Raw genomic sequence first — 14,474 nt, forward strand, 5'->3', positions numbered from 1 at the left:
CCGCCTGAGTGTCCGGCGAAACAGGGGCAAGACCATCCGCTTTCAAAACTGCCGGCTCGGCTTTTGTGGCCGCCGCAGTTGGTTTGACACTCCTGTCGTAAGCAGTTGATCTTCCGTAGCCGGTTTGACGGGCTGCCCGATCAAAGCCTATTGATATTTAACAATAATCTTTGGATTGGAAATCCGCGTGTCGGCGGTTCAAATCCGTCTCCGGGCACCATTTCAACACCCTTCGTATGGCGCAAAATTGCAGTGGCCCTGATGCCGTCGTGCTTTCCGAAAATGGGCCTCCCGTTCTCAACGGAACGCTCAGCCTTCACCGTCCCATGCCGCCGCGACCGGAGGCCCCAGGCGCAGCAGATCGACGGCACGGGCGGCGATCTGGGTGACGATCTCGTCAACCGAATGGGGACGCAGATAGAAGGCGGGCACCGGCGGCAGGATCACCGCGCCCATTTCGGCGGCTGCCGTCATGTTGCGCAGGTGCGCCAGCGTCAGCGGCGCCTCGCGCGCCAGCAGGACAAGGGGGCGGCGCTCCTTCAGCTGGACGCCTGCCGCGCGGGTCAGCAGGTTGTCGTCAAGCCCGTGCGCGATGGCCGCAAGGCTGCGCATGGAACAGGGCGCGACGATCATCCCCGCCACGGGATGCGAGCCCGAGGCGATGGTCGCCCCCAGGTCGCGGATGTCGTGGCGGCGGGCGGCCATCCCTTCCAGTTCGCGCAGGGCGTCCGGCCCGACCTCGGTGTCCAGCGTCCGTTCCGCCATCGGCGACAGGACCAGGTCGATCCGTGTGCCAAGCCGCGCCAGATGCCGCGCGCAGGCCAGCGCCAGCGCCGCGCCGGATGCGCCCGAGACGCCCAGCGCGACCCTCATCGCGCAAGGCCCCGGCGCGCCAGAAGCTCGGCCGCGCGTTCCGCGTGCGCCGGGTCCAATGCCATGACCCGTCCCCATTCGCGCGAGGTCTCGCTGCCGATCTTGGTCGTGGCGTCGAGGCCGATCTTGCCAGCCAGTCCCTCCAGCGGCGAGGCGAAGTCGAGGTAGTCCATCGGCGTGCGGTCCAGGATCGTCACGTCGCGCCCGGGGTCCATGCGGGTGGACAGCGCCCAGGCCACGTCGTCCCAGTTCCGCGCGTCGATGTCGGCGTCCACGACGACCAGCATCTTGGTATAGCTGAACTGCGGCAGCATTCCCCACAGCGCCATCATCACCCGCCGCGCCTGCCCGGGATAGCGCTTGTCGATGGAGATCACCGCCATGCGATAGGAACAGGCGGCGGGCGGCAGCCAGAGGTCGCGGACCTCGGGGATCTGCGCGCGGATCACCGGCAGGGCAAGGTCGTTGAAGACCTCGCCGATTACGGAAGGCTCGTCGGGCGGGCGGCCGGTGACGGTGGACAGATACAGCGGGTCGCGCCGGTGGGTCAGGGCGCTGACGCGCATGACGGGGAAGGGCTCGACGGCGTTGTAATAGCCGGTGTGGTCGCCAAAGGGGCCTTCGGGCGCGGTCTCTCCGGGATGCACCCAGCCTTCGATCACCATCTCGGCCTGCGCCGGGACCAGCAGCGGCACGGTCTTCGCCGGGACCAGTTCGGTCCGGGCGCCGCGCAGGACGCCGGAAAAGGTCAGTTCGGACACGGTTTCCGGCAAGGGCAGGGCGGCGGCCAGCAGCGTGGCGGGATCGGCGCCAAGGACCACTGCGACGGGCATCGGCTCGCCGGCCCGCGCCCAAGTCCGGGCATGGGCCGCGCCGCCGCGATGGGCGAGCCAGCGCAGGATCAGCCGGTCGGTGCCGATCACCTGCGCCCGGTAGACCCCGAGGTTGTAGCGCGCGGCCTGCGCGGCTTCGCTGCCATGCGGCCGCGTCACCACAACCGGCCATGTCACCAGCGGCCCCGCGTCGCCGGGCCAGGGCACCTGCACGGGCAGGGCGGAAAGGTCCGGGGCGGCGTCCACCTGCTGGGCCGGCGCGCGGCCCACGATGCGGGGACGGGTGGACAGCGCCGCGCGCAGCATGGGCCAGCGGGACAGGGCGTCGCGCATCCCCTCCATCGGCGCAGGGCTGCGCAGTGCGGCAAGGAAGGCGCCGAAGCCGGGCACCTGATCCAGTGTCAGCCCCAGCCCCGCCGCGACCCGTTCCCGCGTGGCGAAGAGGTTGGTCACGACCGGGATGGTCGAGCGTTCGCCACCCTCCAGCACCGGCGCGTCGAAGCGCAGCACCGGCCCGCCCGCGCGCAGGGATGCCAGTTGAACCGCCGTCATCTCGTGGCGGATCGGGACGCGATCGGGGATGCGGGCAAGCTCTCCCCGGCTTTCGGTCCAGTCGAGGAAGGCGCGCAGGTCGGGAAAGACGGGAAGGCTTCGCAAGGCAGGCTCCGCAGGGATCAGGGCCGCAGCTAGCAGCGGAAAGGGCAGGGTGACTTGGCTTGGGTCAAGTCGGGGGCAGGGACGCTGCGTTAGGGGTCGGGCCAGAAAGGTGCCCCGATGTCTGATTCCGACCTGCCGCAGTGCCCGCGCCTGATCGCCCGCGCGCTGCGGCCCCTCCCGCCCCTGCCGCTGGGCCTTGCGCTCAGCGCCTTGTCCCGCCGCCTGTCGGCGCGCCATCCCTCGATGCTGCGCCGCCTAGGCGAATATGCCGAGCGCGCGGTGCTGATCGACCCGACCGACCTGCCCTTTGTCCTGCGGATAGAGCCTGCGGCGGGCCCGCGCGTCACCGCCCACCGGCGGGGAAGCGCGCCGCAGGCCGCCGCCCGCATTGCCGGGCCGCTCTCGGCGCTGACCGGGATGCTGCACGGGCGCTATGACGGGGACGCGCTGTTCTTTTCCCGCGACCTGGTGATCGAGGGCGACACCGAGGCCGTGCTGGCGCTGCGCAACGCGCTGGACGATGCCGAACTGGACTTGGCGGCGGAACTGGCGGCGCTGGCCGGTCCCTTCGGCTGGGCGGTCCGGCGGGTGGTGGCAGTGGCCGAGCGCGCCAGCGGGCTCAGCCTTCACCGCGAAGATCTGGCGAATGGAGCCTTCCGATGATGGAACTCGTCTGCCCGGCGGGCACCCCCGCCGCCCTGCGCGCCGCTGTCGAGGCAGGCGCCCACGCCGTCTACTGCGGCTTTGCGGACGAGACGAACGCCCGGAACTTCCCCGGCCTGAACTTCTCGCGCGCCGAGATGGCCGAGGCCGTGGCCCATGCCCATGCGCGCGGCGCCAAGGTGCTGGTCGCGATCAACACCTTCCCGCGCGCCGGGGCCGAGGCGATGTGGCACCGCGCCGTGGCCGATGCGGAAACCGCCGGCGCCGACGCGGTGATCCTGGCCGATCCCGGGCTGCTGGCCCATGCGGCGGAACACCACCCCGGGCTGCGGCGGCACCTCTCGGTGCAGGCGGCGGCCGCGAACCCCGACGCGATCAACTTCTATGCCGAGGCCTTCGGCGTGCGCCGCGTGGTGCTGCCGCGCGTGCTGACCGTGACCGAGATCACCGCCATCAACCGCGAGATCGACGTGGAAACCGAGGTCTTCGTCTTCGGCGGCCTTTGCGTCATGGCCGAGGGGCGCTGCTCGCTGTCGTCCTATGCGACGGGCCGCTCGCCCAACATGAACGGCGTCTGCTCGCCTGCAAGCCATGTCGTCTATTCCGAGGAAGCCGACGGGTTGCGCGCCGCGCTGGGCGGATTCACCATCCACCGCACGCCGCCGGGCCGCCCCGCGCCCTATCCGACGCTCTGCAAGGGCTGCTTCACCTCGGGCGAACAGACGGGGCACGTCTTCGAAGATCCCGTCAGCCTCGATGCCACGCAGCTGATCCCGGCGCTTTCCCGCGCGGGCGTCAGCGCGCTGAAGATCGAGGGGCGGCAGCGCTCGCGCGCCTATGTGGCCGAGGTGGTGCGCGCCTTCCGCGCCGCCGTCGAGGCCGAGGCCGCGGGCCAGCCCCTGCCGGTCAGCCTGCTGGCGCGGCTGACCGAGGGGCAGGCCGCGACAACCGGCGCCTATGCCAAGACCTGGAGGTGAGATCATGGACCTGACCATCGGACCCAACCAGTTCTTCTGGCCCGCCGAAACGGTGCGCGGCTTCTACCGCGAGATGGCCGCCACCCCCGCCACGCGGGTGGTTCTGGGTGAACTCGTCTGCTCCAAGCGCCTGCCGTTCTGGGAAGGCGAGATTCCGGGTGCGATCGAAGTCCTGCAGGCGGCGGGGAAAGAGGTCGCGCTGACCACGCTGGCCCTGATCACGCTGAAACGCGAACGCCGCCTGACCGCCGACCTGATGGACATGGGCTTGCCGGTCGAGGTCAACGACCTGACCGCGCTGCACCACCTGCCCGCAGGCCAGCCCTTCTGGGTCGGGCCGCTGGTCAATGTCTATAACGAGGGCACGCTGCGCTGGCTGGCCAAGCGCGGCGCGGTGCGGGTCTGCCTGCCGCCCGAACTGCCGCTGGCCTCTGTCGCCGTGCTGGTCCGGGCGGGGGCGGATCTCGGCGTCGCGGTCGAGGTCTGGGGCCACGGCCGCCTGCCTCTGGCGGTCTCGGGGCGCTGCTATCACGCGCGGCTGCATGACCGGGCCAAGGACTCCTGCCAGTTCGTCTGCGAGGACGACCCCGACGGCCGCGACGTGGAAACGCTGGACGGCCAGCCTTTCCTGGCCGTGAACGGCATCCAGACGCTCAGCCAGTCCACCGCCAGCGCCGCCCATCAGGTCGAGGCGTTGCGCGAGGCAGGGGTCAGCGCCCTGCGCCTGTCGCCGCAAAGCCGGGGCTTTGCCGAGACCGTCGCGCTGTATCATCGGCGGCTGGCCGGAGGAGTCGCTGCCGACAAGCTGGCCCAAGCGGTGCGCCCCTGGGTTCCCGGCGGGGCGCTTTCCGACGGGTTCCTGACTGGTCCCGCGGGTGCCGCCTGGTCAGGGGCCTGAGGGGTGCAAGGTCCATCGGGTGTCGTCCTTGGATATGTCGCGGTTCGATCAGGACGCTGCTGATCGGGCCATCCGGGTTGGTCGTATGCGGACGGGTCACAGTTCGCTGCTGGTTCGGCGATGATGATGCCGAACGCCCCCGCGCAGGGATCAGGCGCGCGGCCGGGGAACGCCGGGGTTTGACAAGCGCGATGGGGACGGTCCCCATGACCGGGGCAGCTGTGGGGTCGGCCTGCGGGTGGATCGGGCCATGACCTGCATGGATGGGGCCGCAGTGGGCATCGCCGGTGGAAAGACGGCCCGGCTGTGGCGCAATCATGGTGTCCCTGGCCTTGGCATGCCCGCCGGCGCACATCGACGGTGACGGACGCCATCCGTGGATCGGTTGCAGGCGGCGCATAAAGGTCAGGCGCATAAAGGTCAGGCCCGGACTCCCCAGGTTGACCTTTGCGCCAACCCTCGCAATCTGCCCGACATGGTCCGTCGTCTCTTCCTTCCAGCATGCCTGCTTGTTGCAGCTGTCGCATGCGTAGCCGTCTGGGCGGCATGGAGTTATCGCAGCTCAACCCAGATCCGGCACGGCGCGCGGCTTTACGCCGAGCATTGCGCGGCGTGCCACGGCGCCCGGCTGCAAGGTCAGCCCGACTGGCAGGTTGCCGACGACAGCGGGATTTTCCCTGCGCCGCCCCATGACGAAAACGGCCATACATGGCACCATGATGACGCCATGCTGACGGACTATATCCGCCGCGGCGGCCAGGCGGTTCTGGATGACATGGGGGTATCCATGACGTCCGGCATGCCTTCATTCGGCGGAATCCTGACGGACGGCGACATCGCCGCCATCCTCGCGTTCATCAAGTCCACTTGGCCTGACCGGATACGCGCGATCCAGACCGAACGGAATGGCGGCTAGTCCCGGCCCGGGACAGTGCAGTCTTTTGCCAGTGCATCCAGAATCGAGCAATCCGGCTGCCCGTCGCCCGCACAGCGAACAAGCTGCTGCAAGGCCGTGCGCAGCTGCGTCAGATCGGCCAGCCTTTCGTCGACCCGGGCGAGATGGCGCGCGGCAATCTCGCGCACATCGGCGCTGCTGCGGCCCGTGTCTTGGTCCGGCATCAGAAGGTCACGGCAGTCCTGCAGGGATAAATCCAGCCGTCGCGCACGGACGAGGAAGCGCAATCGGTGGACGTCGGCGCGGCTGAAATCGCGATAGCCGTTCGGCCCCGCTGCGGGGCTACAAGACCGATGTCCTCATAGTATCGGATCGTCCTGGAGGTGAGACGCGACGCACGCGCAGCTTGGGCGATGTTCATTCCCGTCGTCCCCTGGCGTGAAGGATACCACCTGCACGCTGACCGGGGATGCGGCAACCTTGCAGCCCGAAGACGCGCACGATCATGGTCGGGCTGCCGAAGACCGGCGGTTTACCGGATGCCGTTTGCAACCTGAACCTCGCGCACGAAACGGATGATGCCGGCCAGTTCGGCGTCCGTGAGGCCCGGCACCGGGGCCATGTCTCCATAGGACCAGTGGTGGGCGCGCACCCCGTTGCGTGCCGCCAGGACGAAAGCCATGTCGCCGTGGTGGCTCGGTTCGTAGACCTTGTGGATAAGCGGCGGCGCGATCCCCTCCCGCCCCTCGGCATCGGTGCCGTGGCAGGATGCGCAATTGGCGGCGAATGCCTGCTGACCGGCTTCGGCGCCGGGTGACAGCGTGGCCGGCATGGTCACGGCCACCAGAGCATCGCCCGTTGGCTTTGCATCGGATTGGCCCGATAGCCACCAGGCACCGCCTGCGGCGATTGCGGCAGTCGCCGCAAGAAGAACAGTTCGCATGATGTCTTTCCTCTGATCGGCCCGCGCGGAGGATGAGCCGCGCGCGGTGCCGGAGAAGCTTGGTCGGGTGAGGTGTCGCTTGGACCGGCGCCGGGATACCCCGGCGCCAGCTTCCGCGATCCGGTCAGTTCGACGGCCCGTGAACGATGCCGTTCGGACGGTCGCCGACCGGCACCGATCCGATCACCTCCTGGCGCGCGACGTCGATGACCGAGACGCTGTCGTCCGCGATGTTGGTCACGAACACGAAGGCGCCGTCCGCCGAAACCGACACCCCATGCGCGCCGGGGCCGGTTTTCAGCGTCTTGACCACCTGACCGGTTGCCGTGTCGATCACCGACACGGTGTCGTTCGGCGCGGCCTCGGTCCCCTGGTTGGCGACATAGACCTGCCTGCCGTCAGGGGTAGCAATCATCTGGATCGGATTGGGACCGACCTCGATCCTGCCCGTGACCTCGCGCGAGGCGGTGTCGATGACCGCCACGCGGTTCTCGTCGCGCAGCGAGACATAGACGCGGCTGCCGTCGGGGGTGAAGCCGACCTGAACCGGCGCCTTGCCCACCGGGATGCGTGCCGCCTCGGTGAGGCTGGCCGTGTCGATGACCGAGACCGATCCGTCCTCGACATTGGCGACGTATAGCTCGGTCCCGTCAGGGCTGAGGCGCAGCCCGTGCGGATAGGCGCCGGTCTTGATGCGGGTGGCGACGGCGGCCTGCGCCAGATCGACCACCGCAATCTCGTCGCCGCCCGACAGCGCGACGAAGGCGCGCCCCTGCCGGTCGGCGACCACATGGGCGGGATGCGCGCCGACCTCGACCGTGGCAGCGGGCTTCGACAGATCCTGCGGATCGAGCATCACCAGAAGTCCGGCGGTGTCGCCGCCCGCATGGTCGTGCCCGTCGCCGTGGTCGCCACTGGCCGGGGTGCCGACCGCCAGCAGGACGCGCCCGTCCGGCGTCAGATCGACGTTATGGGGCGCCACCGGGATCGGCGTCGTGGTCACGGTCCCGGTGCCCAGCTCGATGGCGCTGATCGAGCTGCCGCCCTCATCGGCGGACCAGACGGTGCCGCCGGTCTGGCCGAAGTCGATGGGCGCGGGGCTGGCCTTTTCTGCCAACCAAGCCTCCATCCCGGCGATCTCGCGCTCTTGCGCGGCGATGATCTCGGCCGCCCAGGCCTTTGTCTGGGGGTCGTCACCGTGTTGCTGGACGATCTTCGCCATGTCGATCGCGCCCTGATGATGCGGGATCATGCCCCGCACGAAGGCCGTATCGGGGTCATCGGCCATGATGCCTTCCATCATCGGCCCGTGCATCGCGTCCATCGAATCCACATAGGCGCGGGTGAAATCGGGAACGTTCCCGTCGGCTGGCGCCATCCCGGCAGGCTTCGTTGCATCGGCCGCACCGTGCATCATCCCGCCCTGCATCATCTGCTGCATGGCGGCGATGCACTCGGCAGGCATGGCCTGCATCATGGTCCGGTGTTGCTCTGGCATGTCCGACATCGGCACCGTCGGGGCGGCAGGCGGGGCGGCCTGTCCCTGCGCCTGTGCAGGGTGGTGGGCGTCATGCCCGGCCTGGGCCAGGGCAGCGGCGGGCAGCCCGGCGGCGAGGCCAAGGGAAAGTGCGATTGCGGTTCGTTTCATTGCTGTTCATCCATGCTGACGGGAAGGCAGCGTCACACAGCGGACGCGCGGTTCCCGGTGATCATTGCTGGCTGGTTGGCGTCGTCCCGTCGACCGAAGCGGCCGGACGGCTGGACCTGTCAGGCCCGGAACGCCTTTACGCGGCGATGGATGAACGGGGAGGCCGCAGAAAACCCTCGGGGGCCCGCCCCACGCGGTCCGCCATGACGCCAAGATGGGCTTCCCCACCGGGCGGCGGGCCCGCCCGCGCGCCTTCGGGCAGAAGGGCAGCGATCGTGCAGAACTGATCGCAGCAATCGTCCTGCGCGGCCGCGCCGCCGCAGCAAGCGTCATGGTCTTGCGGGGTCGGCTGGACACATTCTGCCGCCGCATGCGCGTGGTCGCAGCCTTGCTGCAGCGCGACGGCGGCGGCCGGGTTGGCATGGGTCATGTGTTCGGCCGGCAGCACATGGGCCTGGGCCTGCAAAGTCAGGGCGGCGAAAGCCACGAACAGCAATGCGGTCGCGAGCCACCGCCTCCAGCCGCCGCGGGGCGTCATGCCCTTTGTCGCACCCCTGTTCATCAGACCGTTCGTTCGCTTCCTATGGACCGGCTCAGGCTTGCTGCCCGCACATGGCGCATGACGCGGGCCATTTCCGGCAGCGCCATCATCAAACCACGTAATGCCGGATGATGACAGCTGAAAGCGGCCGGGAACAGGTTGCGTCATGATGCCGCCCGTCAAGGGCGCTGACGAACGACGCTGGCCGGGTGGCGGCGCAAGCTTGCCCGGCGATCCCCGGCGCAAGGCCGCCTTGCGCGCCATCCCCCTTGCCCCGGACCGCGCGCTTGGCCAAAACGCCGGTATGGCCGCATTCCTCAACGTCGAACGCTCGGTGACCGGGCGCGCCTGGATCGGGCCGGACCCCGCGCAGGACCGCCTGGCCGAGGCGCTGGCGCAGGAGGCCCGGCTGCCGCTGCCGGTGGCGCGGGTGCTGGCGTCGCGGGGCGTCGTGTCCGAACAGGTGCCGGGCTTTCTGGAACCAAGGCTGCGCGACCTGCTGCCCGATCCGCTGACCCTGCGCGACATGGCCGCCGCCGCGGCCCGGCTGGTCGCCGCCGCGATCGCCGGGCAGCGCATCGCGATATTCGCCGATTACGACGTGGACGGCGGCGCCTCGGCGGCGCTGATCCTGGGGTGGCTGGCGGCGATGGGGCGCGACGCCACGCTGTATGTCCCCGACCGCATCGACGAGGGGTATGGCCCCAACGCCCCCGCCATCGCCGCGCTGGCCGCCGGCCACGACCTGATCGTCTGCGTCGATTGCGGCACGCTCAGCCACGAGGCGCTGGCCGCGGCCACCGGCATTGCCGACGTGATCGTGCTGGATCACCATCAGGGGGGCGAGACGCTGCCGCCCGCGCTGGCCGTCGTGAACCCCAACCGCGCGGACGAGGACGGCGCGCTGGGCCATCTGTGCGCGGCGGGCGTCGTGTTCCTGACGCTGGTGCAGGCCAACCGGCTGCTGCGCGAACAAGCCCGCCCGCAGCCGGACCTGATCGGGATGCTGGACCTTGTCGCGCTGGCGACGGTCGCGGACGTGGCGCCGCTGGTCGGCGTCAACCGCGCCTTTGTCCGGCAGGGGCTGGCGATCATGGCGCGGCGGCAGCGGCCCGGTCTGGTTGCGCTGGCCGACGTGGCGCGGCTGGACAGCGCGCCCTCGGCGTTCCACCTGGGGTTTTTGCTGGGGCCGCGCATCAACGCCGGCGGCCGCGTCGGGCGCGCCGATCTGGGCGCGCGCTGCCTGTCCTGTTCCGATCCGCAGCAGGCCGCGCAGCTGGCCGCGCAGTTGGACGAGCTGAACCGCGACCGCCGCGCGATCGAGGCGGGGGTCCGGGAATCCGCGCTAGCGCAGGTCCAGGCGCGGGGCGATTCGATCCTCGCCTGGGCCGCTGACGACGACTGGCACCCCGGCGTGGTCGGCATCGTCGCCGCCCGCCTGAAAGAAGCGACGGGCCTGCCCGCCGTGGTGATCGGCGTCGCGGGCGGCGTGGGCAAGGGGTCGGCGCGGTCCGTCCCCGGCGTGGACATCGGCCGCGCGATGGCCCGGCTGGCGGCCGAGGGGCTGATCCTGAAGGGCGGCGGCCACGCGATGGCGGCGGGGCTGACCGTCGATCCGGCGATGATTCCCGCGGCAATGGCACGGCTGGCGGACCTGCTGTCGGCCGGCATGGCCGGGCGGCAGGGGGCAGGGCGGCTGCGCATATCCGGCCTGCTGGACCCCGCCGCGGCGTCCGTGGACCTGATCGAGGCGCTGGACAGCGCCGGTCCCTTTGGCGCGGCCGCGCCCGCCCCCCGCTTTGCCTTTGCCGACCAGATCATCGATCAGGTCCAGACGATGGGCGACGGGCATCTGCGCCTGCGCCTGCGCAGCCCCGGCGCGCCCGCGCTGGACGCGGTCGGCTGGGGCGCGATGACCGGCCCGCTCGGCCCCGCGCTCATGGGCGCGCGCGGCCGCCGCTTTCATCTGGCGGGCAAGCTGGAGCTGTCGGTCTGGGGCGGCCGCCAGCGCCTGCGCCTGCGCCTGGACGACGCGGCCGAGGCTTGACGCAGCCCGATCAGCCCGTTGCGCGCCCCGTCCGCATTTTGCGCTTGCGCCCCGCCGCGCTGTCCCCTAAACACCGCCCCACGCCGCGCGGCACAGACCGCGATGATGCGACGGTGGCCCGTTCGTCTATCGGTTAGGACACCAGGTTTTCAACCTGGGAAGAGGGGTTCGACTCCCCTACGGGCTGCCACTTTTCCACGGAAACGTTGTGTTTTAAACGGTTAGCGGCGCAGGCGGCTAACCTCGGGGCAGGTTAGTCCGGCGAACCTTATTTCGTCATGTGATCCTCTCCATCGCTTTGTCGGCCAGCCCGGCACGGGCGACCCCCTCGGTCTACCGCTGGACTTCGGCCAGTCTTGTGCCCCGTCACGGCCGATCTCATGCGGGCCAGCCCCACCTCTGCGATGCGTCTGGCGCACGCCTTGCCAAGCCCGTGGCCTGTGCAGAGCGGCAGACCGGCACTGCCGCACCAGTCGTGCATCGAGTTCCCTGGCCCAGCGGCGGATCGTTGCTTCCCGCCTTGCGTCTGCAAGAACGTGGGCGCCGGTGTCAGCGGGTCAATCCGCCTGACGAGTTCCGGTGCAGCGGGATGTCCACCAGCACGCCGTTCCTGTTCTTCATCTTCTGGCGGCGCTGACGCAGCCTGCGCTTTCCATCCACCGTGGCGCTGTCGTGCGCGATCCGACAGCTATGCCCGGTGTCGGCGATCTGGCGCTTCAGGCAGCGCGCCGGCCGCTGAGCGGGCGACCGGGATCAACCCGGACACGCCGCCCCGGTGTCGATCCAGGCGCGGGTCAGCTGGCCGAAGATGTCCTGCGTGCCGGGCGCGGGGGCGCGCCCCTCGCCGGGGTTCCAGCCCCAGCCGACCAGCCCGTCGGCGGCGTTGTGGTCGTGGATCGCCTCAAGATCCTTGCCGCCGTTGCGCGCGGGATCCTTGATCTGCTCGCAGATCTCGGCCAGCGACCGGCCCTGCCAGCCCATCGACACCGGCGCCAGCGACCACGGCTGATGGCCGGGGATCGATCCGGGCTGGGTGGCGAAGCTGACGTTTTCGGTGCCGTGGCAGGTGGTGCAGTTCATGCCGACCGGCCCGAAATCCGCCTCTCCGCGGACCATCGGCGGGTTGTGGGGGCGCATGTCGTCGCCCTGCGTCGGCCCGCCGGTCACGGGATGACAGTTCAGGCAGCGGGGGTGGGTCAGCACCTTGCCCATTTCCACGAACAGCGCGGCCGACCGGGCGGCGTCATCGGCGCCGGCGATCTGATCGGGCGCGCGCAGATCCTGCGCCAGGGCGGGCTGGACCAGCGCGGCGGCCACGGCAATCGCCACGAACCGCATCACACCACCCCCCCGGTCTGCAGCATGGGCAGGCTGCGGGTCCGCTGCCCGGTCAGCGCGCGCCAGGCGTTGGCGACGGCGGGGCCGATGGGCGGCACGCCGGGTTCGCCGACGCCGGTGGGGGCCTCGGCCGACTTGATGATCGTGACCTCGACCCGCGGCATCTCGCCCATCCTCAGCGTGGGATAATCGTCAAAGTTGCCTTCCTGCACCGCGCCGTTCTCTCCCAAAGTGATGGTGCTGTGCAGGATCGCGCCCAGGCCATAGCCGATCCCGCCCTCCATCTGGGCGCGGATGATGTTGGGGTTGACCGGGATGCCGCAATCGACGGCGCACCACGCGCGGGTGACATGCGGCTGGCCGTCGCGGCTTTCGACCTCGACGATCTGGGCGACATAGGTGCCGAAGCTTTTCGCGAAGGCGACGCCATAGGCCTTGTCGCCCCGCTTGCTGCCCTGCCAGCCGGCCATGTCGCGCACGGCCTCGATCACGGCGCGCTCGCGCAGCGCCTCGGGTTTCAGCAGGTCCAGCCGGCCCTGCACCGCGTCCTTGCCCGCCGCCTCAAGCAGCTCGTCCAGGAACATCTCGGTCGCCATCGCGGTGTGCGTGGAACCGACGGACCGCCACCACAGCACCGGCACCTTGCCGTCCACCCGCCGCCACGCGACGCGGTGGCCGCCGAAGGTCCAGGGCAGGCCGATCGACCCTTCGTAGGCGGTCGGGTCCAGCCCGTCCTGCATCATCATCTCCATCACGGTTCCGGCCACGATGGACTGGTTGGCGACGACGTTTTCCCAGGCGGCGATGCGGCCGTCGGCGTCGATGGCGCCGCGCATGCGGTGGACGGTCATAGGGCGGTAATAGCCGCCGCGGATGTCATCCTCGCGCGTCCACATCAGCTTGTAGCTGCCGTTGCCGCCGGCCTTGGCGACCTCGGCCAGCTCGATGGCGAAATGCGCGCTGCCCTGCGCGCGCCGCCCGAACGAGCCGCCCGCCAGCAGGACGTTGACCCTGACCGATTCGACCGGCAGACCCAGCGTCCTGGCGATGGCGGTGCGGTCCACGCCGGGGAACTGGCAGCCATACCACGCCTCGGCCTTGCCGTCCGAGAGCGTGATGACGCCGTCCAGCGTCTCCATCGGGGCGTGGGCCAGATAGGGAAAGCTGTATTCGGCCTCGACCAGCGTCACGCCCTCGGCGTCAAGGCCCGACAGGTCGCCCGATTCCTCGACCGTGCGGCCCGGCTCGCGGGCGGCGGCGGCCATCTCGGCCATCAGCGCCTGGCTGGTGCGGGTCTCGGCACCCGACAGATCCCAGTCCACCTTCAGCGCGGCGCGGGCCTTCAGCGCGGCAAAGGTGGTGTCGGCATAGACCGCGACACCTTGCGACAGCTGGCGGATCGCGCGCACGCCCGCGACCTGCTTCGCGTCCGTGTCGTCATAGGATTTCACCGTCGCGCCAAAGCTGCGCGGGCGTTCGATCACGACGACCTGCACGCCTTTGGGATACAGGTCCAGCGTGAACTGCGCGCGGCCGTCCGACTTTTCGGCGGTGTCCAGCTTGGGCAGGTCGGTGCCGATCAGCACCCATTGGTCGGGCGATTTCAGCGCGGGTTCCGCAGGCACCGGACGCTGCGCCGCCGCGTCGGCGAGCGCGCCAAAGCCCGACTCCTTGCCCGAGGGATGGGTGATCCGCCCCTTGGCGACGGCGATCTCGGCCGCGGGGACGCCCCATTCCTCGGCCGCGGTTTCCACCAGCATCTGGCGCACGGCGGCGCCAGCCGCGCGCATCTGCAGGAAACTGTTGCCCAGTGCGGTGGACCCGCCCGTGCCCTGCATCCCAAAGGCAAGGTTGGCGTAAAGCGCGTCGTCGGCGTGGGCCAGCGCGCCGCGCATCTGCGACCAGTCGGCGTCCAGTTCCTCGGCCACCAGCGTGGCAAGGCCGGTCAGCGGTCCCTGGCCGAACTCGATATGCTTGACGATCACGGTCACGGTGTCGTCGGGCGCGATGTGGATGAACGCGCCGGGCGGGATGGCGGGCGCGGCGGGGGCCGCCGCCGCCGCGGCGTCCTGCGCCCGGGCCTTCAGCGGCAGGGCGACCGCGACCAGCAGGCCGGACGCGGCGCGCAGGAATCCCCGGCGAGAGGTTGCAAAGCCCATGT

The 14,474-nt window shown here is 70.2% G+C and carries 13 protein-coding genes, 2 tRNA genes and 1 pseudogene; 7 read left to right on the forward strand and 9 right to left on the reverse strand.

Annotated elements, in window-relative coordinates; all coding sequences use genetic code 11:
* The first annotated feature begins 145 nt into the window (after window positions 1–145).
* Window positions 146–220 (forward strand) — tRNA-Ser (locus EPA64_RS16195).
* An 89-nt stretch (window positions 221–309) separates the two neighbouring features.
* Here the strand turns inward: EPA64_RS16195 and EPA64_RS00005 are convergent.
* Both EPA64_RS00005 and EPA64_RS00010 read right to left on the reverse strand, forming a co-directional pair.
* Complete coding sequence (locus tag EPA64_RS00005) at window positions 310–873, reverse strand: UbiX family flavin prenyltransferase (RefSeq protein ID WP_134724208.1); 564 nt, start codon at window positions 871–873, stop codon at window positions 310–312.
* The gene (locus EPA64_RS00010; protein ID WP_134724209.1) at window positions 870–2,363 is read right to left on the reverse strand and encodes a UbiD family decarboxylase; all 1,494 of its coding nucleotides are present in this window, start codon (window positions 2,361–2,363) and stop codon (window positions 870–872) included. The genes EPA64_RS00005 and EPA64_RS00010 overlap by 4 nt, the downstream gene beginning before the upstream one ends.
* 117 nt (window positions 2,364–2,480) lie before the next feature.
* Between EPA64_RS00010 and ubiT the strand changes: the two genes are divergently transcribed.
* The 4 genes from ubiT (at window position 2,481) to EPA64_RS00030 (ending at window position 5,817) form a co-directional block, all read left to right on the forward strand.
* Window positions 2,481–3,026, forward strand: a complete 546-nt coding sequence (ubiT, locus tag EPA64_RS00015; RefSeq protein ID WP_134724210.1) for a ubiquinone anaerobic biosynthesis accessory factor UbiT — start codon at window positions 2,481–2,483, stop codon at window positions 3,024–3,026.
* Window positions 3,026–4,003 (forward strand): ubiquinone anaerobic biosynthesis protein UbiU, encoded by a 978-nt coding sequence (gene ubiU / locus EPA64_RS00020; RefSeq protein WP_134724708.1) that lies wholly within the window; start codon window positions 3,026–3,028, stop codon window positions 4,001–4,003. The genes ubiT and ubiU overlap by 1 nt, the downstream gene beginning before the upstream one ends.
* A 4-nt stretch (window positions 4,004–4,007) precedes the next feature.
* Window positions 4,008–4,901, forward strand: coding sequence for a ubiquinone anaerobic biosynthesis protein UbiV (ubiV, locus tag EPA64_RS00025; protein WP_134724211.1), 894 nt, complete (start codon window positions 4,008–4,010; stop codon window positions 4,899–4,901).
* Window positions 4,902–5,277: 376 nt separating this feature from the next.
* Window positions 5,278–5,817 (forward strand): c-type cytochrome, encoded by a 540-nt coding sequence (locus EPA64_RS00030; protein WP_342773326.1) that lies wholly within the window; start codon window positions 5,278–5,280, stop codon window positions 5,815–5,817.
* Here the strand turns inward: EPA64_RS00030 and EPA64_RS00035 are convergent.
* From EPA64_RS00035 to EPA64_RS00050, 5 genes and pseudogenes are all read right to left on the reverse strand, one after another.
* Window positions 5,814–6,083 carry a MerR family DNA-binding protein gene (locus EPA64_RS00035; RefSeq protein WP_342773327.1) on the reverse strand — a complete coding sequence of 90 codons (270 nt, stop codon included), beginning with the start codon at window positions 6,081–6,083 and terminating at the stop codon, window positions 5,814–5,816. The two genes, EPA64_RS00030 and EPA64_RS00035, sit on opposite strands and share 4 nt — an antisense overlap.
* Window positions 6,081–6,217: pseudogene (locus tag EPA64_RS16970) on the reverse strand (MerR family DNA-binding transcriptional regulator); the annotation flags it as partial. The pseudogene EPA64_RS16970 and the gene EPA64_RS00035, both read right to left, overlap by 3 nt.
* Window positions 6,218–6,328: 111 nt before the next feature.
* Window positions 6,329–6,739: a c-type cytochrome gene (locus tag EPA64_RS00040; RefSeq protein WP_134724212.1), complete on the reverse strand. Its 411-nt coding sequence runs from the start codon at window positions 6,737–6,739 to the stop codon at window positions 6,329–6,331.
* Window positions 6,740–6,863: 124 nt separating this feature from the next.
* Window positions 6,864–8,387, reverse strand: coding sequence for a CopM family metallochaperone (copM, locus tag EPA64_RS00045; RefSeq protein ID WP_134724213.1), 1,524 nt, complete (start codon window positions 8,385–8,387; stop codon window positions 6,864–6,866).
* 136 nt (window positions 8,388–8,523) lie between these two features.
* The gene (locus tag EPA64_RS00050; RefSeq protein ID WP_134724214.1) at window positions 8,524–9,111 is read right to left on the reverse strand and encodes a hypothetical protein; all 588 of its coding nucleotides are present in this window, start codon (window positions 9,109–9,111) and stop codon (window positions 8,524–8,526) included.
* A 121-nt stretch (window positions 9,112–9,232) separates the two neighbouring features.
* Here EPA64_RS00050 and recJ point away from each other — a divergent pair, with 121 nt between their 5' ends.
* Entirely contained in the window at window positions 9,233–10,975 is a 1,743-nt protein-coding gene (recJ, locus tag EPA64_RS00055; protein ID WP_134724215.1) for a single-stranded-DNA-specific exonuclease RecJ, read from the forward strand.
* Window positions 10,976–11,090: 115 nt separating this feature from the next.
* Window positions 11,091–11,165 (forward strand) — tRNA-Glu (locus tag EPA64_RS00060).
* Between the two features lie 563 nt (window positions 11,166–11,728).
* Here the strand turns inward: EPA64_RS00060 and EPA64_RS00065 are convergent.
* Both EPA64_RS00065 and EPA64_RS00070 read right to left on the reverse strand, forming a co-directional pair.
* Window positions 11,729–12,313, reverse strand: coding sequence for an Isoquinoline 1-oxidoreductase subunit (locus EPA64_RS00065; RefSeq protein WP_134724216.1), 585 nt, complete (start codon window positions 12,311–12,313; stop codon window positions 11,729–11,731).
* Window positions 12,313–14,472 (reverse strand): xanthine dehydrogenase family protein molybdopterin-binding subunit, encoded by a 2,160-nt coding sequence (locus EPA64_RS00070; protein ID WP_134724217.1) that lies wholly within the window; start codon window positions 14,470–14,472, stop codon window positions 12,313–12,315. The genes EPA64_RS00065 and EPA64_RS00070 overlap by 1 nt, the downstream gene beginning before the upstream one ends.
* Window positions 14,473–14,474 lie beyond the last annotated feature (2 nt).

This window comes from Paracoccus luteus (assembly GCF_004522155.1).
Taxonomy (GTDB): domain Bacteria; phylum Pseudomonadota; class Alphaproteobacteria; order Rhodobacterales; family Rhodobacteraceae; genus Paracoccus; species Paracoccus luteus.